22 protein-coding genes and 1 tRNA gene are annotated in these 24101 nt (G+C 65.0%); 12 read left to right on the top strand and 11 right to left on the bottom strand.

All coding sequences use genetic code 11. From position 1 onward, the window contains the following. The first annotated feature begins 243 nt into the window (after window positions 1-243). Window positions 244-585: a type II toxin-antitoxin system RelE/ParE family toxin gene (locus NT151_12620; GenBank protein ID MCX6539759.1), complete on the top strand. Its 342-nt coding sequence runs from the start codon at window positions 244-246 to the stop codon at window positions 583-585. A 412-nt stretch (window positions 586-997) separates the two neighbouring features. Here NT151_12620 and NT151_12615 read toward each other — a convergent pair whose 3' ends face one another. Beyond that, window positions 998-1489, bottom strand: coding sequence for a glutaredoxin family protein (locus NT151_12615; protein MCX6539758.1), 492 nt, complete (start codon window positions 1487-1489; stop codon window positions 998-1000). A gap of 246 nt (window positions 1490-1735) precedes the next feature. Between NT151_12615 and NT151_12610 the strand changes: the two genes are divergently transcribed. The 5 genes from NT151_12610 (at window position 1736) to NT151_12590 (ending at window position 6505) form a co-directional block, all read left to right on the top strand. After that, entirely contained in the window at window positions 1736-4084 is a 2349-nt protein-coding gene (locus NT151_12610) for a DUF885 family protein (protein ID MCX6539757.1), read from the top strand. 226 nt (window positions 4085-4310) lie between these two features. After that, entirely contained in the window at window positions 4311-4484 is a 174-nt protein-coding gene (locus NT151_12605; protein MCX6539756.1) for a hypothetical protein, read from the top strand. Window positions 4485-4696: 212 nt separating this feature from the next. Continuing rightward, window positions 4697-5308, top strand: a complete 612-nt coding sequence (locus tag NT151_12600) for a LysE family transporter (protein ID MCX6539755.1) — start codon at window positions 4697-4699, stop codon at window positions 5306-5308. 264 nt (window positions 5309-5572) lie between these two features. Continuing rightward, window positions 5573-6187 (top strand): type IV toxin-antitoxin system AbiEi family antitoxin domain-containing protein, encoded by a 615-nt coding sequence (locus NT151_12595; protein MCX6539754.1) that lies wholly within the window; start codon window positions 5573-5575, stop codon window positions 6185-6187. A gap of 111 nt (window positions 6188-6298) precedes the next feature. Then, window positions 6299-6505, top strand: coding sequence for an alpha/beta hydrolase (locus tag NT151_12590; protein MCX6539753.1), 207 nt, complete (start codon window positions 6299-6301; stop codon window positions 6503-6505). Window positions 6506-6613: 108 nt separating this feature from the next. Here the strand turns inward: NT151_12590 and NT151_12585 are convergent, their stop codons facing one another. The 6 genes from NT151_12585 to NT151_12560 all read right to left on the bottom strand — a co-directional run bounded on the left by NT151_12585 (window position 6614) and on the right by NT151_12560 (window position 10703). After that, the gene (locus NT151_12585; GenBank protein MCX6539752.1) at window positions 6614-6763 is read right to left on the bottom strand and encodes an XRE family transcriptional regulator; all 150 of its coding nucleotides are present in this window, start codon (window positions 6761-6763) and stop codon (window positions 6614-6616) included. Between the two features lie 102 nt (window positions 6764-6865). Next, entirely contained in the window at window positions 6866-8476 is a 1611-nt protein-coding gene (locus NT151_12580; protein ID MCX6539751.1) for a hypothetical protein, read from the bottom strand. After that, the gene (locus NT151_12575) at window positions 8473-9384 is read right to left on the bottom strand and encodes an ABC transporter ATP-binding protein (GenBank protein MCX6539750.1); all 912 of its coding nucleotides are present in this window, start codon (window positions 9382-9384) and stop codon (window positions 8473-8475) included. The genes NT151_12580 and NT151_12575 overlap by 4 nt, the downstream gene beginning before the upstream one ends. Beyond that, window positions 9381-9794, bottom strand: coding sequence for a GntR family transcriptional regulator (locus NT151_12570; protein MCX6539749.1), 414 nt, complete (start codon window positions 9792-9794; stop codon window positions 9381-9383). The genes NT151_12575 and NT151_12570 overlap by 4 nt, the downstream gene beginning before the upstream one ends. A gap of 401 nt (window positions 9795-10195) precedes the next feature. Next, window positions 10196-10272 (bottom strand) — tRNA-Met (locus NT151_12565). A gap of 80 nt (window positions 10273-10352) precedes the next feature. Continuing rightward, the gene (locus NT151_12560) at window positions 10353-10703 is read right to left on the bottom strand and encodes a septum formation initiator family protein (GenBank protein MCX6539748.1); all 351 of its coding nucleotides are present in this window, start codon (window positions 10701-10703) and stop codon (window positions 10353-10355) included. A gap of 83 nt (window positions 10704-10786) precedes the next feature. Between NT151_12560 and NT151_12555 the strand changes: the two genes are divergently transcribed. Genes NT151_12555 through rnc form a run of 3 tightly spaced genes read left to right on the top strand, consistent with a single transcriptional unit; the run spans window position 10787 to window position 14250 of the window. Next, a complete protein-coding gene (locus NT151_12555) occupies window positions 10787-11113 on the top strand; it encodes a divalent-cation tolerance protein CutA (GenBank protein ID MCX6539747.1) in 327 nt (108 codons plus the stop codon). Window positions 11114-11135: 22 nt separating this feature from the next. Further along, window positions 11136-13319, top strand: coding sequence for a SpoIIE family protein phosphatase (locus tag NT151_12550; GenBank protein MCX6539746.1), 2184 nt, complete (start codon window positions 11136-11138; stop codon window positions 13317-13319). Further along, window positions 13312-14250: a ribonuclease III gene (gene rnc, locus NT151_12545; GenBank protein ID MCX6539745.1), complete on the top strand. Its 939-nt coding sequence runs from the start codon at window positions 13312-13314 to the stop codon at window positions 14248-14250. Before NT151_12550 ends, rnc begins: the two co-directional genes overlap by 8 nt. A gap of 16 nt (window positions 14251-14266) precedes the next feature. Here the strand turns inward: rnc and NT151_12540 are convergent, their stop codons facing one another. After that, entirely contained in the window at window positions 14267-15343 is a 1077-nt protein-coding gene (locus tag NT151_12540) for a hypothetical protein (protein ID MCX6539744.1), read from the bottom strand. After that, complete coding sequence (gene hutU / locus NT151_12535; protein ID MCX6539743.1) at window positions 15340-17004, bottom strand: urocanate hydratase; 1665 nt, start codon at window positions 17002-17004, stop codon at window positions 15340-15342. The genes NT151_12540 and hutU overlap by 4 nt, the downstream gene beginning before the upstream one ends. A gap of 283 nt (window positions 17005-17287) precedes the next feature. Here hutU and NT151_12530 point away from each other — a divergent pair, with 283 nt between their 5' ends. Further along, a complete protein-coding gene (locus NT151_12530; GenBank protein ID MCX6539742.1) occupies window positions 17288-18598 on the top strand; it encodes an adenylosuccinate synthase in 1311 nt (436 codons plus the stop codon). On the opposite strand, the gene NT151_12525 is transcribed toward NT151_12530, so the two are convergent. Continuing rightward, window positions 18595-19245 carry a hypothetical protein gene (locus NT151_12525; GenBank protein MCX6539741.1) on the bottom strand — a complete coding sequence of 217 codons (651 nt, stop codon included), beginning with the start codon at window positions 19243-19245 and terminating at the stop codon, window positions 18595-18597. The two genes, NT151_12530 and NT151_12525, sit on opposite strands and share 4 nt — an antisense overlap. Further along, entirely contained in the window at window positions 19232-19939 is a 708-nt protein-coding gene (locus NT151_12520; GenBank protein MCX6539740.1) for a sigma-70 family RNA polymerase sigma factor, read from the bottom strand. Before NT151_12520 ends, NT151_12525 begins: the two co-directional genes overlap by 14 nt. Before the next feature lie 278 nt (window positions 19940-20217). Between NT151_12520 and gatB the strand changes: the two genes are divergently transcribed. Together gatB and NT151_12510 are read left to right on the top strand one after the other, a co-directional pair. Beyond that, window positions 20218-21666, top strand: coding sequence for an Asp-tRNA(Asn)/Glu-tRNA(Gln) amidotransferase subunit GatB (gatB, locus tag NT151_12515; GenBank protein MCX6539739.1), 1449 nt, complete (start codon window positions 20218-20220; stop codon window positions 21664-21666). Beyond that, a complete protein-coding gene (locus NT151_12510; protein ID MCX6539738.1) occupies window positions 21666-24068 on the top strand; it encodes a DUF3108 domain-containing protein in 2403 nt (800 codons plus the stop codon). The genes gatB and NT151_12510 overlap by 1 nt, the downstream gene beginning before the upstream one ends. Window positions 24069-24101 lie beyond the last annotated feature (33 nt).

Here is a 24101-nt window from a genome sequence, read left to right as displayed (position 1 = left end):
GCATCTTTCAAGGAAGTCTGGATAGAAAAGGCAGACATGACTTACCTGATTATGGACGAATATGAGATTACCGAAAGATTGTCAACATGGCCGTTGTTCAGCATCGCGACAGCCCTGTGAAGGAGAGGGACGTCAGGTCCGAGCCTGACCTGAGTGCCAAGACCCGGAGGTTCTCTCGTCTGCCGTGCCGGGGGGGCCGTCGCCTGTTGACATTATTATCCCATATGATAATATTTCACCTGCGTGTCGACGAAGCTCACGATCCGCGAGTACGTCACGGCGCAGCGAAGCTGTCCGTTTCGCACTTGGCTGGACGCCATGGATCTGCGGGTACGGGCATGCATTCAGGCACGCGTGCTCCGCTTCGAAACGGGCAATCTCGGTGACCACAAGGCTGTCGAGAGCGGCGTCTGGGAGGCGCGCTTCACGTTTGGACCCGGGTACCGGATCTACTTCGGCAAGGCAGGCGCTACGATCATCCTGCTGCTCCTCGGCGGTGACAAGGCGTCCCAGCGCGCGGACATCCGCAACGCTCAACGATTCTGGAACGACTATTTGGAGGCGACCCGTCATGGCAAGGCGTAGTAGGGATTGGAATAGCGGACTCGCAGATGACCTCCGAGATCCGGAATTCGCCCGCGAGTTTCTCCTGGCCGCGATCGAGGAAGGGGTGTCGGTCCAACATGCGCTCGGTAAGGTAATCCGCGCCATGGGTGTCAAGGAGTACGCTGCGAGAGTCCGCATGGCCAGTCCGAATGTTGTGCGAGCGATCAACCCACGGCACAACCCGACCCAGGAAACGCTGAATCGGCTCCTCAAACCTTTCCGATTGCGCCTGAGCCTCGCCGTGCTCGAACCATCGAGTAATCGCCACGCTGCCTGAACCTATCAGGCGACGGCAGCTCTTGTCGGGACCAGCGTCTGGTCCGCCAAACGAGATGGGCCTCACCCGGGGCGGCTGATTCTCGTGTCGGCCGCCGTCGGCTGCAAGCCGACCTTAGCCGGTGACCTCTTGCACCTTTGCAGCCGTTCTCAGGAACTCCGCGATCTGTGCCGACGTGGCATTCCCGACCAGCAGGCGGTGATTGGCTTCCAGGACCGGAACGCTGCGCAGCCCCTTGGCCCGAATGATCTCCGGGCGGAACGTGACGTCGACTTCTTCGACCTCGAACGGCCATTGTCGCTGCAACTCCGCCAGACGCCGCTTGATGATTGGGCAGAAGGGACATACGTTGGCCGTGTAAAACGTCACGCGTGGGAGCTCTGTCGGCATTCGCGCGGGATCGGGGGGCGTGTCGGCGACCGACCCGTAGCCCATCCAGCGCGACATTTGCGGAAACCACCGGAGGTAGAGCACCTGTGCGACGATTCCAACCACCAGCACCGCCACCGCGGTCACCAGTCCCACGCGAAGTCCCACCACCACCGCCAGCAGTGGCAGCCCGAGCCATGTCAGCCAGATTGCCGAGAGGTAACAGCGTTGTTCCATATCTCTATACTGCCTTCAGGTTCATTCCCTGTTGTCCGCCCGACTGGTCGTGGCCCGTTCGGCGGCCCGGCCACGCGGCGACGGACGTCGCAAGTATACGCCTGTCGATCAGCAGCCGCGCGCGGTTCTGCCGTCGCGAGCGCCGTACTCGCACCACCATCTGCGACGGTGTTTTCGACCAGCCCCAACTAGTACCAGTTGCCGTAGTGCCCCGACGTGATTACGCTTGCGTCCAGGAGTTGCACCATGATGTTGAGCCGCACGAGAGTCCATCTTGCCGCCGTGGGGATTGTGGCCATCCTGGCCGGGCCGTTCGCGGCGCGCAGCGTCGCACAGCAGGGGACGTCAACACAGGCGCCGGAGACCCAGGCGGTGCCGGCCGATCTGCGTCCGCTGCTGGCGGCTCCGGACAGCGAGATGCGGCTCGTCACGCAGCGCTATACGCTCGATAGAGCCACGCTCTCCGGCAACTACGCCGGCGGCGGCCGCGCAGGCGGACGTGGTGGCGGCGGTGGACGTGCCGGCGGGGGGGCGGCGGCCGCTCAGCCAGCGCCGGGCGGAACGGGTGCTCCGACCGGGGCAGCCGGAGGAGCACCGGCCCAGCCACGAGCTCCATCAGCAGCCGGAACCGTGGCGGCCCCACCGATTGTGCCGCTTTCGACGAATCGGATCGCTCGGCTGAAACGCTTCGACGTGAATTGGCAGGCGGCCGTTGGTCGACTCGACGCCACGAAGCTCACCGTCAAGGCGCGAACGGATCTCGAAGCGCTCCACAACCTGATTCGGACGAATCTGCAGACGCTCGAGGCAGAGACGGAAGCGCTGGCGGCGGTCATGCCCATCGTACCGATGGCGACCGAGATTGTGCATTTGGCCGAGTCGCGCATTCGGATCGAGGACGTCAACGCGCAACAGGCCGCCGCCGCGATCACGGGCGTAATCCGCGGGATTGGGGAGATTCGCGCGAAGCTCGAAGCGGGCCTGGCTGCCGCCGGTACGGCCGACGCCATGCGCCCGGGCCGGGAGCTCGCGCTTCGCGGCGCCGTGGTCACCGACGCGCTCCGTAGCATCACCGCCGAGTGGTACGGCTTCTACAACGGCTACGACCCGCTGTTCACGTGGTGGATGGGCCTTCCCTACAAGCATGTGGACGAAGCGCTCTCGCGGTACGCGGCATTCCTGCGCGACAAGGTGGCGGCGTCGGATCTGCCATCCACGCTGCCGGCCCCGCGGGCGACGCCCATTCCGCCGGCGGCGGCCGTTGACGATGTGCCAAACCTGCCGGAGATCATTGCCCTCCGTCAGGACGAGATGCGCGATGTTGTCGCGCGCTTCCTTGCGGGCACGGGTAGCGGCCGCGGGGGCCGAGGCGGCAATGCGGCGGCACCGGTTGATCCGAAGTACTACGTGGACTGGCTGGCCGCGCTGAAGACGCTGGACTTTGACACGCTCAGCCGCAACGCCCAAGTGGACTACCTCTACCTGAAGCGCACGAGCGAGGCGCGTATCGCCCGTGCGAGCGTGACACTGCCACCGAACCCGCCGCGCAAGATCGACAACACCGGCATTGCCGGGTCTGCGCGTGGTCGGGAGGGTCTCATCCTCGACCTTACCGAGGAGATGATCCCGTACACGCCGGAGCAGTTGATCGCGCTGGCCAATCGGGAGTTCGCCTGGTGTGAAGAGGAGATGAAGAAGGCCTCCCGCCAAATGGGCCTCGGCGACGAGTGGAAGAAGGCGGTCGAGAAGACGAAAGAATCGTACGTGCCGCCAGGCGGCCAGCCGGCTCTGATTCGCGACCTGCTGTTCGAGGCGATTGACTACCTGCGTGCCAAGGACCTCATCACGGTGCCCCGGGTGGCGAGCGAGTCGCTGCACATGGTCATGATGTCGCCGCAAGCGCAGCTCTCGAACCCGTTCTTCCTGGGCGGATCGCAAATCCAGGTGTCTTATCCGACCGACACGATGGAATACGAGGCGCGCCTTCAGAGCATGCGGGGCAATAACCCTGGTTTCTCGCACGCCACGGCCTTCCACGAGATGATTCCCGGACACAACCTCGTGGGCTACCTGGGCGCACGCTTCCGTGGCTACCGTGCCAATCTTGGCATCAACACGCCGTTTTTCGGCGAGGGGTGGCCACTCTACTGGGAAGTGACGCTCTACGACCTGGGCTTCGACAAGACGCCGGCGCAGAAGGTCGGCGCGCTGTTCTGGCGCATGCATCGCTGCGCGCGCATCATCTTCTCGCTCAAGTTCCACATGGGCCAGTGGTCGCCGCAGGAATGCATCGACTTTCTCGTGGACAGAGTCGGGCACGAACGCGACAATGCCACAGCCGAAGTCCGCCGGTCGTTCTCGGGCGAATACGGCCCGCTCTACCAGGCGGCCTATCTGCTCGGCGGCCTGCAGCTGCGCGGCCTCCGCAAGGAACTCGTGGACTCGAAGCACATGACCAACAGGCAGTTTCACGACGAGGTCCTTCGTCAGGGGAGCATGCCAATCGCGCTCCTCCGGCTTGCGCTGACCAAACAGACGCTGACGCGCGACATGAACATCGACTGGCCGTTCTACGGCGAGCTGGCCACGCACTGATCAGCGCAAAGGGCCCTCGTGCGTCAGCAGGGGTGCGATTCCGGGCAAGCGACCCGCTCGTCGACGGGTGAACTGACGCGTGTGGCACGTCGCCGAGTTGCTGCGCGAAGGCCTGCGGCGGGGCCGGCGGGAGAATGAGCCGCCGCGACTGAAGCGCGATCGTAGGCGCCGGCAGATCGATCTCTGCGCGTGGTGGCCGCCCTTCGGGGGCAACAGAGGAGACCACATGTTTATCCCTGCGAGTCGAGTCTTCCGAATCGCGGCGTTCGTAGCCATTGATGTCGTGGCGGTCGGTCTGGGCATGGGCGTACCGATCTTCGCAATCCTTCTCGGGTTTCCCGTCGGCTGGTTTCTCCCCACCTTCCTTCGAATCCGCAACCCGTACAATGTCCCGGTCTGAAGCGTCCTTGACCTTCACGCCTCGTCGTGCAATCCACCGGCAGCCGCGGGCCAGCCGCTCGAATATCGAACGCCAGATGACCATGAGCAACGAGCGGCGTCGTTCTTCGGTGTCCACTGAAGCGAGGGAAGATCCCACCGGTAGTATCATGCGCGCCGGCGGGTGAGCGCCGGCCGTCAGGCATCCTGTCCTGACTCCCCAGGAGTTGTCCCGTGCTCGAGTACGTTCTCCTCGGAATCGGCTTCGCATTCTCGGCAGCCATACAGCCGGGTCCCTTGCAGGCGTTCCTGCTCTCTCGCGTTGTGGCAACCGGTTGGAAGCGAACGCTTCCTGCCTCGTTGTCTCCGCTTCTCAGTGACATTCCAATTGCCGTGCTCGTCCTGCTCGTGCTCGGACGGCTTCCCGCCATGGCGCAACTGTGGCTGAGGGCGGCAGGCGGTTGCCTTCTCATCTACTTCGCCTGGTCGGCTTTTCGCCAGTTGCGCCGCTCGTCCCAGCCTTCCTCTGCAGACTTCGGTTCTGCTCCGCGCACGCTGCTTCAAGCGGCTCTCGTCAATGTGCTCAATCCCAACCCGTACCTCGGCTGGGCTCTCGTGCTTGGTCCAGCCGTCGCTACCGCGTGGCATCACTATCCTGCCAGCGCCGTCGCGCTCATCGTCGCGTTCTACGGAACGATGGTCGCGACGCTCGCTGGTTTCGTGTTCCTCGTCGGCACGGCTCGCTTCCTGAGTGCTCGCGTTCAGCGCGTGCTCGTTGGTTTCTCCGCCCTCAGCCTCGCTGCTCTCGGGGTCTATCAGCTTGTCGTGAGCATTCCCAGACTCTGAACGGCTGGGGAAGCCAGGTAACAGAGGCTGGCGGGGAAGAGCGCGGCGCAAATGGCAACGGCCGCAGGCTGTTCGACCTGCGGCCGTCATGGTTGCGGGCAGCTCGCAACCAACGATATTTGCAGTTTTGTGGACGGGCGCTGCCTGATGGAGGCGCCAGGTAGGGTTTAAAGTCGCGTTCGCGCGACTGGACGACCGGCGCTGTCCATGTGAGTGCTGGCATTAGTACTCAAAGACGTTATATTATTGCCATCGACTACTGCCATGCACAAACGCCAATGGGACACCGTGCTCTACGAAATCGCCGAGGGACAAAGCGGCTTCTTCACTGCGGCCCAGGCGAGAACGGCAGGCCTGCACCAGGTCCGCTTGGTGCAGCTCGCCAAACAGGGAGACATCGCGCGCGAAACGCGAGGCGTGTACCGCTTCACCCGATTCCCCGTGACTCAGTTCGGGCACTACATGGCGGCGGTCCTCTGGCCTCAAGTCCGCCGCCCTGACGTCGTCGGTGTGGTGTCCCATCAAACGGCCCTGTCCATCCATGAGCTGTCTGATGTGAACCCCGCGCGAATTCACCTGACGCTGCCGGCCACCGTTCGCCTTCGACGCCAGGTTCCAAAGGTGCTGGTCATCCATTACGCAGACCTCGCGCCGGACGATGTCGAACGTGTTGAAGGTGTGCCCGTCACCACTCCCGCCAGGTCCATTCGCGATGCCCACGCCAGCCACCTTGGATCCGAAATCGTCAGCACGGCGATCGCCGATGGGCGACGATCTGGGGCTCTGGGCCTGGCCGAGGCTGACGCCCTGGAGCGAGAGCTGCTGGGGACGACGCCAAGCCGCCGCCCGCCCACGGCCAGACGCCGAGGTGCGAGGTGACGCCAGGTCGGAAGCGCCCCGCCGGGCCTCCACCGTCGGCCGGAGTGCTGGCGCGGTACGCGCAGGCATACGCCCGGGAGGTCGGCGTCGCCGAAGGCCGGGTTCGCGCGCGTGTGCTCCTACGACCGCGCCGGCTACGGGTGGAGCGGGCCCGCGATCGAGCCGCGCACGAGCTTACAGATCGCCAGGGAATTGAAGGCGCTACTGAACATGGCGGGGGAGAAGGGGCCTTATGTTCTGGTCGGGCACTCCTTTGGTGGATTCAACATCCGCGTGGTTGCCGGCCAGCAAGGGTTCAAATCCGCTGGCCACAAATGAAAACGGCGGCAGGCTGTTCGCCTGCGGCCTTTATGGTTGCGGGGACCCGCAACCAAAGATACTTGCAGCTGTGGTGCGGGGCGGCGTGAGAGGCCAGACGGTCAGTGTTCAGGCCGCCACCACGCTGATGCGAGCTGAACGCCGGGAGCGGGGCTTCCGGCTGATCACGATCCTCACGTCCTGGTCGAGCGCGGTCAGGAAGGTCATCAGCCGTTCGACCGAGAAGCCGGCGATCTTGTAGTTCCGAAGGGCCGACACCTCGGGTGTTTCATGCGACTGGCCGGGACCGTTCGTGCCCAAGGGAATTGGCCCGGCGAAGATTCATGCCGCCTCCTGGCAAAGCCACGGTGATGGAGGCGGTTACTCGGCCTGCATTCTCCTGCCCCATGCGCTGGATTGCTGGATTGGTCCGAGCAGCTCGGACTTGCTGAACTGCTTCTCGACCAGCCAATACATTCCCATCACGGGCACCACGGCGGCAGTGGTCACGAGCAGCAGGTTGTTGGGCAAAAGGTTGGACAGCTGGAGCAATGCGGCATGGACCAGCGCCGTTCCCATTGGGAAGGAATAGAACCACAGGACGATACCATCGATTGCGAAGACTACGAGCAGTGACACGAACGGGAGCGCACCTCGTAAGGGATCCGAAAGTCGGCGCAACCGGTGCCACCGTGTCCACTCGGTTAGGTATACCAGCAACAGCACCGCCAGCAGGGCCGCCGACAGGATGAGGATTCGCATTCGGGGCCGCGCGGTTACGGGTACCAACTCGGCTTGGCTGGCTGCCCCATACTGTAATAGAGGGATGACCCTCCCATACACGGCTTCCGTTGCCCGTTCGAATTGCCACTCAACGAAGCGCTTGCTGTTCCGCGGGCCCACCGAATAGGGATTGTAGAACGTGATTCCTAGAACCCGAAAAGTGGTGGCGTGAACGGTCTCTCCCCACGGAGAACTGATGACGGGCGCGTTGCCGGCCGGCGCACGGTGCCAGAACTCGAAGTCTACGTCTAAATCCACATGATCCACATCGGTTGGCGACTGGCTCCTCGGCCCCCCCACCAGTGAATAGTCCGGTTGCAGTGTTTTGTCGAAGCACATGCCGATGGCTATGCCTCCGAGAAGAAGAGCCAACGATGGAACCAGGATGATCAGCCCGAGGGCGCGAAACGAGAGCGGCAGGGCGTACAGCCAGCGCGTCCGCTGACGAACATCGACGTTCGCCAGGATCGCAAACATGGCAACAAAGGGAACGGACAACTCTCCCGACCAACCCAGAAAAATCCCCACGGGGAAAAGCAACAGCGGCATCCCGAAACCAGCCGACCGCAAGATCGGCCACCAGGCGAGCGGCTGCGCATCTCGTGTTGATCGGGGACTCGCGATCGAGTCGACCGCATTCATCGGAGCGACCTGGAAGGACGCAGGGATGGCAAACCACGTTCTCAGGAGGACCAGCGCGCCGGCGAACGCGAACACCGACAGGAACATACCCGGCGGGAGGAAATGCCAAGCCAAGGCGCCTGCGGCCGCGAGGCCCGTCCAAAGCACGGCTAAGAGCCCTGCGGGGGCGGCGCACTCCCGCACGCGGACCGAAAGCGGCAACAGGTACGCGACCGTGTAGAGGGTCCCGCATTCCAACATCCCCAGCACCTGGGGCCAGCCCGTGTCCCGACCAAGAAGGATGACGAGGATAGCGGCGAGAACCGGTAGCCAGACCATTGCCAGACGCGAGAGGAGACGCGCCAGGAACAGCTGTCGCCCCTCAATCGGCAGCGCTGCTTCAAAGAGCGTGGCGCGCCGATGAGGACACATGAACCCCGATGTGATCAGAAGAGCCTGCACCTCGAGCAGTCGGGTCCATTGCGGATCGGGGTCACCCGGATCCATCAACAGCAGCACGACCGTCACAGGGGCCAGGGCGAGCCCTATCTTCCACGTATCGTCACGCTTCATCAACTCGAGAATCATGATGCCTCCGGCAGGCGGTGACGGCCCACGAGTTCGACGAACAACTCCTCGAGTGGGACGCGCACGCAGCGGATGCCGCCGAGGCCGAGCGATTCGTTCAATTGCCGTTCAACCGCCTCGGGTGTGCCCTCAAAGACCGCGTGCCACTCAGAGAGGACGGGCCGCACGCGAATACAGCAGGGCAAGCGTTCCAACGCTGCGGCATCGGGGATCGAATCGTTCGGGATCAGGGCGATGCAATAGCCCTCATGGAGGTTGTCCAACTCGCGGTCGAGCCAGACTTTGCCCTCGTCGAGCAGGACGACCCGACCGCCCAGACGTTCCACGTCGTTCATATAATGCGAGGAGAAGAGGATCGCCGTGCCTTCGCGGTTCAGCAATTGAATGGAGGTTTCCAGGAATTCGCGGCGCGCGGCGGGATCGAGTCCACCGGCCGGTTCATCGAGAATCAGGAGTTCGGGTCGGTGGCATACCGCACAGAGCAGCGCAACCTGGCGCGCTTCGCCCTTGCTAAGCTGACCGATCTTGGCGCGGACGGCCAAACGGAACCGATTCACGAGTTCGCGTTCCAGGTCCTCGTCCCAACCGGGGAACAGGTAACGGTGCAGCGCGATCAACTCGGCGATGGACGATCGCGTGGGAAGCACCTGCTCTTCAGCCACGTAGCCGATGCGCTTTTTCACGGCGACAGGGTCGGCGGTCGGAGAAGCGCCGAATACCCGCACCGAGCCGGCATGGGGAAAGAGCATGCCCATGGCAAGACGGATCAGCGTGGTTTTGCCCGCGCCGTTGCGGCCCAAGAGGCACACGACTTCGCCTGTGGACACGGTGAACGTCACGCCGTTCAGGATCGGTACCCCTTTCTTGAAGGACCTCTCGATATCGCGGAACTCCAAAATGGGCGTCATGGTGTTTCCCTTCTTTGTTGCGCCTGCGGACCTTGGGTGAGTTCGCGGTCGGCCTCTTTGAGCGCCTTCACCACTTCCCGAAGACTGAGTCCCGCCAGGTAGGCTTGCGAGAGAAGTTTTCGCGAGGCCTGCTGGATTTGTTCGAGCTGAACGCTGCGGTCGGCTTGCGGTCGTCTGGCACATACGAAGGTGCCTCGACCGCGCTGCGTCTCGATGAAGCCGAGCGCTTCGAGTTCGTCGTAGGCCTTCTTCACGGTGAGCGGGGCGATGACGAGTTGCTCGCTCAGATCGCGGTGCGAAGCCAGTTTCTCGCCGCTCGTGACCCTTCCGCCGGCGATGGCATCCATGATTTGCCGCATGATCTGGCGGTAAAGGGGGAGCTCATCGGAGGGGTTGATAATCAACTGCATGACAGAGTGATATATATCACTATATCACGTGAGCCTCAAGCTGATCTTCTGCACCACGGATAGCTCCCGTGCCATGAGCGACTTGCGAAGCCAGGAGACCGTCTGGCCGAGCGGAACTCGTGGGCGGCGAGGCAACGCCCTCCGACCAGCTCAGGATGGTTGCCGGCCACCAGGGGTTCAAATCTTCCGCTCGCGCAAATGAAAAAGGCCACAGAGTTTAGCCCTGCGGCCTTCATGGTTGCGGGGGGGGCGAGGCAACGCCCTTCGACCCTTCGACCAGCTCAGGGTCGCCCCGAGCCGCGTCGAGGGGCGACAAGCTCAGGATGGTTGCCGGCCAGCAAGGGTTCAAATCCCCCGGGCGCAAATGAAAAAGGCCACAGGGTTTAGCCCTGTGGCCTTTATGGTTGCGGGGGGGGGATTTGAACCCCCGACCTTTGGGTTATGAGCCCAACGAGCTACCGGACTGCTCCACCCCGCGTCACTGGTGCTTCACTCGCGTGCACCACATCAACTGATAATACCACGCCAGACGAGAGCGGGGCAAACGCGAGGGGGAGGTTAGTGCTTCTTCGCGGCCGGCACGTCGCGGATGATGAAGAGCTTCTCGCCCGGCTTGATGAGCCCGAGCTCGCGCCGCGCGATTTCCTCGATGGCGGCCGGATCGGTCAGCAGGCGGCGAGCCTCTTCCCGCAGTCGCGCATTCTCCGCCCTTGCCTTGTCGACGGTGAGCGCCAGTTCCGCATACTGCGCCCGCGCCTGCATCAGTGCGAACGCGCCGTGCTCGCCGACGATGCCGTTGACCACCAGGAAGCAGACGACGAATCCGAGGCCAATCAGAAGGCGACGACGGCCACGATCACCCTTCCGGATATTCGCAAGACCAGCCGTGGTTATGCGCGTGGCAGTCATCAGGCAACTGTTGTACCCTAAGTCGCGACGTTTGTACATAGGAAAACGCAAGAGGATCTTCATCGGATCCGGGGAGCCGTACCGTGGAGCCGTCCGACGTCGTGATCGTGCTCACCACGCTGCCAGACGGCACCGACGCCGGCGCATTCGCCCGCACGTTGGTGGACGAACATCTGGCAGCATGCGTCTCCGCTTCAGGCGAGATGCGATCGGTTTACCGATGGGAGGGCGGCGTGACGGAGGATGTCGAGCGGCAGGTGATCATCAAGACCACCGCAAGCCGTGTCCAGGATCTGCAGGCCAGGCTGACGAGCCTGCATCCCTACTCGGTGCCCGAATTCATCGTGCTCACGGCGACCGACGGCAGCGCGGACTACCTGGCGTGGGTTCGGCACTCCGTCGTTGCCTGAGTTATCATTCCTGACACCTCCGATGGCACCGCCGTCAGCACCCGTCCAATCGCCATTAGGGCCGCCACCGACCAGGCTCGGCGCGGTCCGGGCATTCTTCCTGACGAGCATCGCCGGGTACCTCGTCGCCATCGGCGCCAGCGTCAAACTCATCGTCGTCGCCCTGGCCGCCGCGGGCGTCCCAACCTCTGGCGGTCTCCAGGTCCTGAGCAGCCTGGGCGGACTCGCGCTCGCGACCGGCGCCGGAGTCATCCTCTACAAACTCGCCCAGGTGGCCCGGCGTCACCTGCTCTGGCGCGTGCGCCGCAAGTTGATTGTCTCGTATCTGCTCATCGGGTTCGTGCCGGCGGTCTTGATTGTCGTCTTCTTCGTGCTGGCCGGCTGGCTACTGTTCACGAACGTCAGCTCGTACCTGGTGCGTTCGTCGCTGGCTGAACTCGGAAGCAAGACCTCCATCGTCGCCACCAGCGCGGCCATCGAACTTGAGCGCGCGTCGGACGCGGCCGAGGCTGAGGCCATCCTGGAGCGTCGTCAGGCGTCAAGCCAACTGGTCCTGCCCGGCGTATCGCTCGCGGTCGTGCCTATCGATCCAAAACGGTGCGGCGACCAGAACGTTCCGCGATCGCCCCTGACCGCTGTGATGCGATCCACGCCCATCAAGGTCGGCGACTGGGAGCACATCGAGCCTCCAGAGCAACTGCCAACCTGGATTCCGTGTGAGGGGTTCGCGGACGCGCTGGCGTACAAAGACGAGGGATCGGCAAGCGCCACCGATACAGAGGCGCAACTCGTCATCCGTGCCGTGGCCATATCCCAGCGATCAGCCGGGTACGCGGTCGTCGTCGATCTGCCGGTGTCGGAGACTATCAAGACGCGGATGGAGGAATCGACCGGCATCGCGGTGGGCAGTGCGAGCCTTGTCGACCCGGCCAACTCGGCGCTACAGGGGCGGTCGCGGGCGTCGGCCCGCCGTGTCGCCGCGCGCGCAGCCGGCCCTGGCGAGACGACACTAATTCCGTCGGTGGCGCTGCTGGACGTCTACGACTGGCCGTCCGGAAAAGCGCAGAGGCTGTCGCTGAATATTGGCATGAACGTCCGGGGCATCTATCACCGGCTGTCTGTGACGCAGGCCTCGATCGGGAAGCCGGCGCCCGGCGACCTGCTCATCATCGCCCTGCTCATCGTGTCGGCGCTGTTCCTGATCATCGAGGTCGGCGCCGCCGTCACCGGCATGGCGCTGGCCCGATCGATCACCGGGTCGGTGCACGAGTTGTTCGCCGGGACTGAACGCGTGCGGCAGGGCGATTTCGGCCATCGCATCGCGGTCCGCGCCAGAGACCAGCTGGGCGAACTGGCCGATTCGTTCAACCTGATGACCGCCAGCATCGAGGACCTGTTGCGGCAGTCAGCGGAAAAGAAACGACTCGAAGAAGAAATGCGGCTCGCCAGGGAGAGCCAGATGTCGCTGCTGCCGCGAGGCCCGCTCGAGATCCCCGGCATGCGGGTGGCGGCCGTCTGCGTTCCTGCCCGCGAGGTCGGCGGCGACTATTACGACGTGCTGCCGCTGCCTGATGGCCGGGTCGGCATGCTCATCGCGGACGTGTCGGGCAAAGGCATGTCGGCGGCCCTGTACATGGCGGAGTTGAAGGGTCTCATCCTCTCGCTCAGCCAGATCCATCAGTCGCCGCGCGAGCTGCTGATCGCGGCCAACCGCCTGATCTCGGAACATCTGGACAGCCGGAGCTTCATCACCATGACGTACGCCGTCATCGATCCGGCTGCGCGGACGATGACCTATGCGAGGGCCGGCCACACACCGCTGATGTACCTGCCCAACAGCGCATCGACCGACGGGAGGGCGAGGATTCTCGTGCCGGATGGAATGGTGCTCGGACTGCGCCTCGACAATGGCGAGCGTTTCACCTCGCTGCTGGAGGAAGCCACGCTCTCACTCGACTCTGGCGACCTGCTCGTGTTCTTTACCGACGGCATCAGCGAGGCCATGAACGATCAAGCCGAGTGCTTCGGCGAGCCACGGCTCGGACAGCTCATCGAGGAACATGCTCACCTGTCGGTCGAGGAGCTGCGCGAGCGCATTCTGCGCGAGATCGAGGCCTTCGTCGGAGGGGCGCCGCAGCACGACGATATGACGCTCATCCTGATCGAGGTGGATGGCGACCAGCAGATCGAGCAGGTCCATGGCTGAACCGGTCGTGGTCTTCGTCACGCCGTCGGACATTGAAGCCAGCGTGGTCAGAAGCCTGCTCGATGCCCACGGCATACACGCCGCGATTCAATCTGACGTGCCCAATGTGGTGTTGCCGCTCAACCGGGACGCGCTCGGCACGGTCCGCGTGTCGGTTCGCGCCGAGGACGCAACCCAGGCGCAACGTCTGATCGCCGACTACCGGAGCACCGAGCCCGATGGGCAGACGGTTCGCCTGCGGGACGAATTCGAGAAGTTGTCGGCCGTCCTCGGGCACCGATTTCGCGATCCCGGCCTGCTGGAGCACGCGCTGACGCACCGGTCGCGCGCCAATGAGGATGTGACCGGCGGCGTCCTGGACAACGAGTCGCTCGAGTTTCTGGGAGACGCCGCGCTGGGCTTTGTGATCGCGGCCATGCTGTTCGAGCGATATCCCGACCGCGACGAGGGCCAGAAATCGAAGATGAAGGCGGCGCTCGTGTCCACGACGATGCTGGCGCGTCTGGCGGAGCGGCTGCGGTTGGGCGACCATCTGCTGCTGGGCAGGGGTGAGGAGAAGACAGGCGGCCGTCGCAAGCAGGCCCTGCTGGCCGACACGTACGAGGCGGTCATCGCGGCGCTGTACCTGGATGGCGGGCTTGACGCGGCACGCACCTTCATCGTCCGCGAGTTCGACGACATCATGCGCGAATCCGCTGTGGATGGTGGCATGGGCGACGATCACAAGTCGGTGCTGCAGGAGTTTTTGCAGTCGCGTGGCGACCCGCTCCCCGAATACGTCGTCGTCGCCGAGAGTGGGCCGGCCCACCGGCGGGTCTTCCTGATTGAACTTCGCGTGCGCGGCGAGGTGATTGCCGTGGCCGAAGGCCGCACGAAGAAGGACGCTGAGCAGGAAGCGGCCCGCCTCGGACGTCAGTCACTGTCGGACTAGATTCGATGTCTCCCGATCACGCGGATTCTGGTGCGGCCGAGAGGCGGGTCACCGCATATCGCTGCACGAGGTCGGCTACCCGCGCGTCGTCTGGCGGATCGCACTGTGTGTGCAACCTCACCCAGAGGCGCAGAACCGGGTCGGCGAAGCTGTAGCGCTTGCGATGTGAGACGACCAGATCGACGTCCTCGAGCCAGCCGAGGTAGTCCTTGGTCGACCCCGGCGTGCGCTGCATCCGCACCGCGATGTCGGTGAGCGTAATCGGCTCGTCTTCAGACAGGATACTGAGAATGGCCTTGAGCGCGCCATAGCCTCGCGCCCGATGCAGCCGGAACTCATAACTGTGCTGGACACGGGCGCAGACCGCGCCTCCTGGCGAGAGCAGCGCCGCGAAGGCCGAAATGGGATCGTGAACGCGCAGAGTCAGATCCCCGAGTGCGCGAACCACGTCGGCCGCGTAGGCCAATCGACCGCCGGTGAGGGCAACAATCACGCGGGCCGCCTCTTCGGCGGAGTCGGATCGGAATCCCGGCACGTGCAGGAGATCGGCGGCGACATCGGCCATCGTCAATGGCGGCACGTGCAGCACCACGAAGCGCTCGTGTGCATCGCGCAACGCGCGCAGCGTCCGCGAGACGAAACGCGACGTCATCACGAACCGGTTGTCGCTGGCTGTCAGCACATCGAGGGCCTCGCCGACGACGTGCCGCAGGCCCGGGAAACTCTCGAACGTCTTCAGTTCGAGAAACTCGTCGAGCAGCCACGTTGCCGGCGCCCCGTTGGTAGACCGGGCGCTGGCCAGATACGCCGAGATCCAGTCGAAGGCCTCCCTCGGGCTCTCCGGAGATGCGCCTGGGCGCACCCACGCGAACGGTGACGCCGCAGACAATTCGGCGAGGAACCGCTCCGGTGTCGACACCGCGCGATCAATCGCGACGTACTGGCAGAACGGCTTGCCGAGTCGGTCGCCTACCCGCCGCAGCAGGGACGAGCGGCCGGCTCCGCAGGGTCCCACTACCACAGGGATTCGCGACGGCGTCGAGTCGAGCACCGCGACGACGGCGGATTCGAAGTTCTGAAATGCCGTACTCATCGTGGCAGCATCGGGATGTGCACGCCGCGCGCGATGGCCGTTTCGATCGCCTTCGGATAGCCGGCATCGGCGTGACGCGCCACGCCGGTCCCCGGATCGCACGTCAGGACGCGTTCGAGCCGCTCGTCGGCGTCGCGCGTGCCATCGGCGACGATCACCATGCCGGCGTGGAGCGAGTAGCCGATGCCGACGCCGCCTCCGTGATGAACCGACACCCAGGTCGCCCCAGCCGCCGTATTCAGCAGCGCGTTCAACACGGGCCAGTCAGCAATCGCGTCGCTGCCGTCCCGCATGCCCTCCGTCTCCCGGTTGGGCGAGGCCACCGAGCCGGCATCCAGGTGATCCCGTCCGATGACGATGGGCGCCTTGATGCGGCCGTTGCGAACCAGTTCGTTGATCTTGAGGCCGAAGCGCGCGCGTTCTCCGTAGCCGAGCCAGAAGATTCGGGCGGGCAGGCCCTGGAAGGCCACGCGTTCGCCGGCCAACTTGACCCATCGGCAGAGCGCCGCGTTGTCGGCAAACATCTCGAGTGCGGCCTCATCGGTGGCCGCGATGTCGGCTGGGTCGCCCGAGAGCGCCGCCCAGCGGAACGGCCCCTTGCCTTCGCAGAACAGCGGCCGGATGTACTCGGGGACAAAGCCCGGGATGTCGAACGCGTTGGTCACGCCGCCTTTGACCGCCTGGGCGCGGATGTTGTTGCCGTAGTCGAAGGTGATCGCGCCACGCTTCTTCAGGTCCAGCATCGCGCGGACGTGCGCGGCCATGGCGGCCACCGATCGCTCGATGTAGTCCCGAGGTGCACTGCGCCGCAGCGACTCGGCGTCGGCCAGGCTCATGCCATTCGGCACGTAGCCATTGAGTGCGTCGTGCGCGGAGGTCTGATCGGTCAAGACATCGGGCACGAACCCCCGGGCAACCAGTGCCGGCAGGACGTCGGCCGCGTTGGCACACAACGCGATTGATCGCGCCGTGCCGTCACGTTGCCAGCGCGTCACCGTGGCCAGCGCGGCATCGAGGCTGTCGGTGGCCTCGTCTACGTAACGGGTCGCCAGCCGGCGCTCGATCCGGTGCGGATCGACTTCGACGACCAGCGCCGCGCCGCCGTTCATCGTCGCCGCGAGCGGCTGGGCGCCGCCCATCCCGCCGAGGCCAGCCGACACGAACACCCGCCCCGTCAGCGTGCCATTGAAGCGCTGACGCGCGACTTCGGCCAGTGTCTCGTACGTGCCCTGCAGGATGCCCTGCGTGCCGATGTAGATCCAGCTGCCCGCCGTCATCTGCCCGTACATCGTCAACCCGCGATCCTCGAGATCGCGGAAGTTCTCGAAGGTGGCCCAGGCCGGCACGAGCAGCGAGTTGGCGATGAGCACGCGCGGCGCGCCAGGGTGGGTGCGGAACACGCCAACCGGCTTCCCTGACTGCACGAGCAGGGTCTCGTCGTGGCCAAGCGCTCGCAACGATGCCACGATCGCGTCAAACGCGTCCCAGCTGCGCGCAGCCCGGCCTGTGCCGCCATACACGATCAGGCGGTCGGGGTCCTCGGCGACCTCGGGATCGAGGTTGTTCATCAGCATCCGCAAGGCGGCTTCCTGCTGCCATCCCTTGCAAGACAGGACCGTTCCGCGGGGGGCGCGCACCGGACGAGCAGACGATGAGTTCATAATGGCACCTGGATGAGCTTCTCGGGCATGAGCCCTAGAACTTACGAAGACCGGGGGCCTTTGTCAACCCACTCATCCAAACCGGTGCGATTCCGGGTCCTGTGCTAACATCGCCGGTTGGCTTTGTGCTTCGACTCGCAAGTACGGTTGCGGATGCTTGTGAGCCGATGCGGTGAAAGATGCTCGCTCAGCACTAAGTCCTGAGTGAATGAATTCGTCACCGAATTCATGAATCGAAGGACTTTGGACGGGGGGGTTGACCCGAGCAGGAGCAGGAAGGTCCATGAATATCGCCGTAGTCGGGGCGCAATGGGGTGACGAAGGCAAGGGGAAGGTCGTCGACCTGCTGGCACCGCGGTTCTCGATCGTCGCCCGGTACCAGGGAGGCCACAACGCCGGGCACACCGTGCACGTGGGTGGCAAGCGATTCGTGCTTCGGCTGATCCCGTCCGGCATCTTGAATCCCGGCGTGGCCTGCGTCATTGGCAACGGGCTCGTGGTGGATCTGAAGGCCTTGTTTGATGAGGTTGAGGAACTGCGGCAGGCGGCGATCTCGGTGGACGGCCGGCTGTTTGTGAGTGACCGCGCGCACGTGATTCTGCCGTTCCATCGCGACCTCGACAAACTCAACGAAGCCAGCCTGGGGAGCCGGAAGATCGGTACGACCTCGCGGGGGATCGGGCCTGCCTACGAAGCCAAGGTCGCCCGCCGCGGACTTCGTACCTGCGATCTCGCCGATGCGGAATTCGTTGAGGAGCACATCCGCCAGGGGCTCGACACGCTGAATCTGATGAACGAGGACGCTCACTACGATTGGCGCGAGCTGGTGGCCAGTACACTGGCGCTCGGCGAGCGCCTCCAGCCGATGCTCACCGATGTGTCGGTGCTGCTGGCCGACGCGATGAAGGCGGGGCAGTCGATCCTGTTCGAAGGGGCGCAAGGCACGATGCTCGATGTGGACCATGGCACGTATCCCTACGTCACCTCTTCGAGCTCGACGGCTGGAGGGGCGTGCACCGGCCTCGGCATTGGGCCCGGGACGATTGGGGCCGTGATCGGCATTGCGAAGGCGTACACCACGCGGGTGGGAGAGGGGCCGTTCCCAAGCGAACTACACGACGACTCCGGAGCGGCCCTGCGCGAGAAGGGTCAGGAATTCGGCGCCGTGACCGGCAGGCCACGCCGCTGTGGCTGGTTCGACGCCGTCGTCGTGCGTCACGCGGTGCGAGTGAATGGGCTCGGTGGGCTCGCCCTGACGAAACTCGATGTGCTCGACGGGCTCGACAAGGTGGAGATCTGTGTCGGCTACCGGATTGACGACACGGCGGTAACGGAGTTTCCTGCCGATCTTCGCCGCGTGCAGCGTGCGGTGCCCGTGCTTGAAACGATGCCGGGCTGGAAGACGCCAACGGCAGGTGTGCGCGACTTCGCCGCGCTGCCCGCCGAGGCCAAGGCCTATGTGGCCCGCCTCGAGGCGCTGACCGGTGTGCGGGTGTTACTCGTGTCGACCGGCGCCGCGCGCGAGGACACCCTCATTACGGACGATCCGCGGGCGATCGAGTGGTTTGGGACTCGTCCTGCCTCGCAGGGCTAATACTTTACGTTAACCAGCCTCGGCGCACCGCGATCCTGAAGCGTCAGCGCGTAGATCGCGGCCAGTTCGGAGGTGCGGGGCTCGGCGATCGCGCCATCCACTTCCGACAAGAACTCATCGTCGTTTGCCTGCGGCTGACTCGTGCCGACGGCGCGCATCACTGGCACGGAGCGTTGCGCACCCGGGGCCACGGCGACCGTGTTGCGCGAGGTGGATCGGCTGCCGGCGGCGAAATCCAACACATTCAGGTAGCGGCCGGCCGTGACGCCGACCATCACGCCGGCAATGGCAGCGGCCGCGACCCAGCGCATCACCGGCCGGGCGTGCAGGGGCGCACGCACGGCGGGTGCCGCTGCGGGGAACGCCAGAATACGGGCGCCGTTCTGAGCCTCGATGCGCCGCATGATGCGCTCACGCTGATGCGCCAGCCGATCGGCCGTGAAGGCGGCATCGACGCGTTCGACCGCCAGGTCGCGGCTTTCATCCAGCGCGGCGCTGAGCGCGCCATAGCGAGCGTGGCACGACGAACAGTGTGCGAGATGTCGCAGCAACGGTTCGTCGGCCGCTTCGAGCACATCGAGACCTCGTTCGGCCAGGTAGCGCCGAACCAGTGTGTTGTCGTCCAGATGTCGCTTAGCGGCGAACACGGCTTGCCTCCAGCGCCGCCCTCAACTTGCGCAGCGCTCGAAAGAGATGAACTCGCACCGTCGATTCATTGAGCCCCGTCAAAGCTCCCACTTCCCGCGGCGACTGGCCTTCGGCGTGGCACAGCAGGAGCACCGTCCGCTGGCGTTCGGGGAGGGCGTCGATCGCCTGCATCACCATTCGCCGCTTCTCCGCACCAAGTACCAGGTCTTCCGGCGTCGGCGCATTCGACACAGCCCGCTCTACGCGCGAGCCGTATTCGGGATGATCGTCAATCCCGCTCAGTTCCCACCGCTCGCGCCGCCGCCGCGCCTTCTTCCGATCCCGGCAGGTGTTGGCCAGGATGCGCGTGAACCACGCCTCGAATGACAGGTCTTCGCGATACGACGTGATATGCGTGAAGACCTTGACGAAGGCGTCCTGTACAGCTTCATCGGCATCCGAGACGTCCCTCAACAGGTACAACGCCAGCCTGGACGCCTGCCGCTGCTGGGCGGCCACCAGATCGGCAAAGGCCTCGTGGGCCTTGTCCATCTCGCCCGCCAGAACCAGGGCCTTGACCCGACGGGCTTCTTCCGAACTGCCCGGCTTGGTCCGATCGACCGCGGGGATCGGGTGGCGAGACGAATCTCCAACCAGGTCGCCGCCTGGAGGCCCCGACTTCGCGCCGAACCAAGACCCCCGTGTGACAGCCACTGGCCTCCATACCTGTTTTACGCCTGAAGCGTAGGCTTCGTTTACCGTTTCTTGTAGATCGCCGCAACCAGCACATGCGATCGGGTCCATCCTACCCGATGGCGTTGCTGCCGCGCCAACATATTGAGCGGGAGAATGTTAGGGGATTTCGCCGATGTAGACAGGCTGGCTGGGAACCCGTAGCGCGACGCCAGAACCCATTCGGGCGAAAGTCGTGTCGGCTATACTCGTGGCTGGCGCGTCGCCCGACTCCGAGGTTGTGGCGCGTCGGGCCCACCATGTACGAACCAGTCATCGGCCTCGAGGTGCATGCCCAGCTGCAGACAGCGTCCAAGCTGTTCTGCGGTTGCGCGACGGCCTGGGCGGCTTTGCCCAATACGCAGACGTGCCCGGTGTGCCTCGGGCTGCCGGGCGCCTTGCCCGTCCTCAATGCGCGTGCGGTCGATCTGGCGGTGATGGCCGCCCTCGCGCTCGGGTGCCGCGTGCAGCGCGAATCGGTCTTCGCGCGCAAGAACTACTTCTATCCAGACCTGCCGAAGGGCTATCAGATCACCCAGTACGATCGTCCGCTCGCGCTCGACGGGCACCTGCAGTGGATCGATGACGGACAGCCGTACCAGGTCCGCATCGTTCGCGTCCACCTGGAGGAGGACGCCGGCAAGTCGCTCCACGAGGGCTTTGCGGATGCCGATCGCGCGACCTGCCTCGATTTCAACAGAAGCGGGCTTCCGCTCATTGAGATCGTGACAGCGCCCGATCTCGGTTCCGCGCACGATGCCGCAGAGTGTTTTCGCCATCTCCGCGCTTTGCTTGTCGCCACGGGCGTGTCGGATGGCAACATGGAGCGGGGCAATCTGCGTTGCGACGCGAATGTGTCGGTCCGCGTCCGGGGCGACGCCACGCTTGGCTCACGGACCGAAATCAAGAACCTGAATTCGTTTCGCTTCCTCGAGCATGCGGTGGCGCACGAGATTGATCGCCAGATCCGGGTCATCACCCACGGCGGGTCGGTCGATACCGAGACGCGGCTCTGGGACGAGCGCGCGGGCGAGACGGTATTGATGCGGGGCAAGGAAGACGCGCACGACTACCGGTACTTTCCGGAACCCGATCTGCCGCCGCTGGTCGTTGGCGACGAATCGATTGCGGCATTGCGGGCGTCGTTGCCGGAGCTGCCCGGTGCGCTGCGCGAGCATCTCGCGTCGCGTTACGGCGTGATGGGCGACGACCTGGACTTTCTCACCGGGTCGCCGGGGCTGGCGGCGCTGTTTGAACAGACAGTTGCCGACGGAGCCGACCCCGCCGCGGCGGCCACCTGGATTAGAGGTGAGTTGGCCCGCCGGCTGCACGAGAGTGGGTGTCCGATCCAGGCTCTGAAGGTGACCCCCTCCTCACTGGCGCACCTGATTGCGATGGTGTCGTCGGGGACGCTGTCGAACTCGGCCGCCAAACAGGTGCTGGCCCGCATGTGCAAGACCGGTGAGACGCCTGATGCGGTGGCGGCCGCTGAGCATCTCGCGCAGGAATCGGATGTCGACGCGCTTCGGCTGTTGGTCGACGACGTCCTGGCGAAGTACCCCGAGCAGGTCGCCCAGTTCCGGGCGGGGCGCCATGGGGTTGCCGGCTTCCTGGTCGGCCATGTGATGAAAGCCAGCCAGGGTCGGGCCAACCCGAGGCTGGTCGACCAGTTGGTTCGCGAGCGCCTGACCGGCACCGGATCGTCTTGATGACGAAGCACCCCTGGCGGCTCGCCGTCCTCGTCTATGTGGCGGCCACCATCCTCTACACGTGGCCCCTGGCCGCGATGCCCACACGCGTGCTGGCCGCGCCTCAGGGCCCCGGCGATCCCTACCTCAATGCCTGGATTCTCGGCTGGGATCTGCACACGCTGGTGTCATCGCCGCGGGCGATCGTCACCGGGCGCGTGTTCGATGCGAACATCTTCTACCCGGCGCAGAAGACGCTCGCGTACTCGGACCACTTCCTGCTGCCCGCCGTCGTCATCGCCCCGGTCTTCCTGCTCACGCGATCTGTCGTGCTCTGCTACAACCTCGTGCTGCTCCTCTCGCTTGTCGCATCGGCGCTCGCCATGTTCGCGTTGGCACGGGCGCTGACCGGGTCGACTGTGGCGGCGATTGGCGCGGGACTGATTTGGGGATTCTGGCCGTTCCACTTCGCGCATCTGATTCACCTGCAGTTGCAGGGGATGTACTTCCTGCCACTCGCGTTCCTGTTTCTTCATCGCCTGATGGCCACGCTGCGGCGGATGGACGCTGTGTGGCTCGGCGTCGCCGTGGGGTTGCAGGCCGTCGCCTCTATCTACATCGGCGTGATCGGCGCGGTCGGATTGGCCGTCGGCGGCATCGTGCTCGCCGTCTCGGTCGGACGCTGGCGGAGTGCCGTGCTGCTGCGGCGCATCCTGCTGGCCGTCGTGCTGGCCGGCGTGATCGTCGCGCCGTTCATGTGGCCCTACCTCGACGTCCAGCGCAAGGAAGGTTTCGTCCGGAACTTGTACCAAGCGGGACTCAACGCCGCGACCCCTCGTCACTACCTTCGCGTCCCGCCCGATAACGTCGTCTATGGGCGCACCGGTCTGTTGCGGCCGGCGGCCACCGCCACGAACCAGGCTGAGAAGGGCGGCCCCGAGCGCGAGCTGTTCGTCGGATTTGTGGCGATGGGGCTCGGCCTGCTGGCGCTATGGCACGTCGGGTGGCGCCAGCGTCGCTTCGTCATCTGGCCGTTCGCGGTGCTGGTGGTTGCGGGCTTCGTGCTGTCGCTCGGGCCCGACGGCGTTCGCCCGCTGTACGCCTGGCTCCACGAGCATGTGTTCGGGTTTCAGGCGATCCGCGCACCGGCGCGATTTGCCGTCCTGCTGGCGTTTGGGTGTGCGGTGCTGGCCGCGTTTGGATTGGCCGCCGTTGCAGTGCGCCGGCCTCGTCTGGCCTGGACGTTGGTCGCGTTGATGGCGATCGAGTACGCCAACGCTCCGCTCCCGTATGTTGATGCCCCGCCAATGAGCACGCCAGTGGGGCAGTGGCTCAAGGACGAGCCGGGGCCGGGAGCCGTGATTTACCTTCCGCTCGGCCTCGACGCCGAGAACACCCCGTTCATGATCGAGTCGCTCGAGCATCGGCGGCCGATCGTCAACGGCTACAGTGGACAGCGGCCAGCGTTCTTTGCGGGCCTGGTCGATACGCTTCGTCAGTTTCCCTCGGCCGACGCCTTGTGGACGCTGCGCGATTTCAACGTGCGGTTCGTCGTGGCGCCGGGCCGCCTGACGTCCCAACCCAACCCCACCCCGCTGGTGGAGCGCGCCAGGTTTGGCAGCCGGACCATCTACGAGTTGGTGTGGACGCCGGAGATCGAGGAGCGCCTGGAGCGTGCCGATCTGCCCGCGCCCCCGCCCGCACCTGCGACGCTGCCGTTCGACCGAGGCGAGACGGCGCGTTACCGGGTGTTCTGGAGCGGCGGATCGGCGATGTCGCTCTCGGCCGGCGACATCGTTTTCAGCGTCACGGCGCCATCCGGGCCTCTGGCGCAGTCGGGCGAGACCTTCCAGTTTGAGATGACCGCCGTCACCGCGCCTTGGGTGTCGGGGTTTTTCGAAGCTCGTGATCGCTTCTTCAGCTTGACGCGTGCGGATCTGTTGCCGACGATGCACGTTCAGGAGCTGCGGGAAGGCAGGCGCATCCTCGATCGCGCGGCGTGGTTCGATCCGGCTCGGCGCGTCGTACGGACGGCGAACGGACCCGCCGAGGCGGCCAGGACGGGCACGGGGCTGCCGCTTTCCGCCGGCGCGCGCGATCCGCTGTCGGCGTTCTACTATGCGCGTGCTTACCCGCTGGCGGCCGGATCGACGCTGCGCTTTCCTGTCAACGACCTCGGTCGGAGTCTCATCGTCGAGTTGCGGGCGGGCGGACTGGAAACGATCGCGGCCGAGGGCAGGACCCAGACGGTGCTTCGTGTCGACGGCCGCATCGAGTACCGGGTCGAATATCGCCGGAGTCCGCGTGCCACCCTGTGGATGACGACCGACGCGCGGCGTATTCCCGTCGTCATCGATATCGATGCGCCGTTCGGATCGTTCCGGGCTGAACTGGTGGAGTATCACGCGGCGCCGGCCCGCTGATCGGCCTGAGGCGAGCCTGAGGCGGGGCCCGGG

It is taken from the genome of Acidobacteriota bacterium (genome assembly GCA_026393675.1).
GTDB lineage: Bacteria > Acidobacteriota > Vicinamibacteria > Vicinamibacterales > JAKQTR01 > JBAXOX01.
The sequence above is the reverse complement of the archived record's forward strand: the minus strand, read 5'-3'. Positions and strand labels throughout refer to the sequence as shown.

Bases quoted from the DNA above. Each gene is read 5' to 3' on its own strand.
- NT151_12595 (MCX6539754.1), top strand. From the start codon at position 5,573: ATGCACAAACGCCAATGGGACACCGTGCTCTACGAAATCGCCGAGGGA.
- hutU (MCX6539743.1), bottom strand. From the start codon at position 17,004: ATGAACTCATCGTCTGCTCGTCCGGTGCGCGCCCCCCGCGGAACGGTC.
- NT151_12540 (MCX6539744.1), bottom strand. From the start codon at position 15,343: ATGAGTACGGCATTTCAGAACTTCGAATCCGCCGTCGTCGCGGTGCTC.
- NT151_12610 (MCX6539757.1), top strand. From the start codon at position 1,736: ATGATGTTGAGCCGCACGAGAGTCCATCTTGCCGCCGTGGGGATTGTG.
- NT151_12615 (MCX6539758.1), bottom strand. From the start codon at position 1,489: ATGGAACAACGCTGTTACCTCTCGGCAATCTGGCTGACATGGCTCGGG.
- NT151_12510 (MCX6539738.1), top strand. From the start codon at position 21,666: ATGACGAAGCACCCCTGGCGGCTCGCCGTCCTCGTCTATGTGGCGGCC.
- NT151_12580 (MCX6539751.1), bottom strand. From the start codon at position 8,476: ATGATTCTCGAGTTGATGAAGCGTGACGATACGTGGAAGATAGGGCTC.
- NT151_12550 (MCX6539746.1), top strand. From the start codon at position 11,136: ATGGCACCGCCGTCAGCACCCGTCCAATCGCCATTAGGGCCGCCACCG.
- NT151_12605 (MCX6539756.1), top strand. From the start codon at position 4,311: ATGTTTATCCCTGCGAGTCGAGTCTTCCGAATCGCGGCGTTCGTAGCC.
- gatB (MCX6539739.1), top strand. From the start codon at position 20,218: ATGTACGAACCAGTCATCGGCCTCGAGGTGCATGCCCAGCTGCAGACA.
- NT151_12570 (MCX6539749.1), bottom strand. From the start codon at position 9,794: ATGCAGTTGATTATCAACCCCTCCGATGAGCTCCCCCTTTACCGCCAG.
- NT151_12530 (MCX6539742.1), top strand. From the start codon at position 17,288: ATGAATATCGCCGTAGTCGGGGCGCAATGGGGTGACGAAGGCAAGGGG.
- NT151_12575 (MCX6539750.1), bottom strand. From the start codon at position 9,384: ATGACGCCCATTTTGGAGTTCCGCGATATCGAGAGGTCCTTCAAGAAA.
- rnc (MCX6539745.1), top strand. From the start codon at position 13,312: ATGGCTGAACCGGTCGTGGTCTTCGTCACGCCGTCGGACATTGAAGCC.
- NT151_12560 (MCX6539748.1), bottom strand. From the start codon at position 10,703: ATGACTGCCACGCGCATAACCACGGCTGGTCTTGCGAATATCCGGAAG.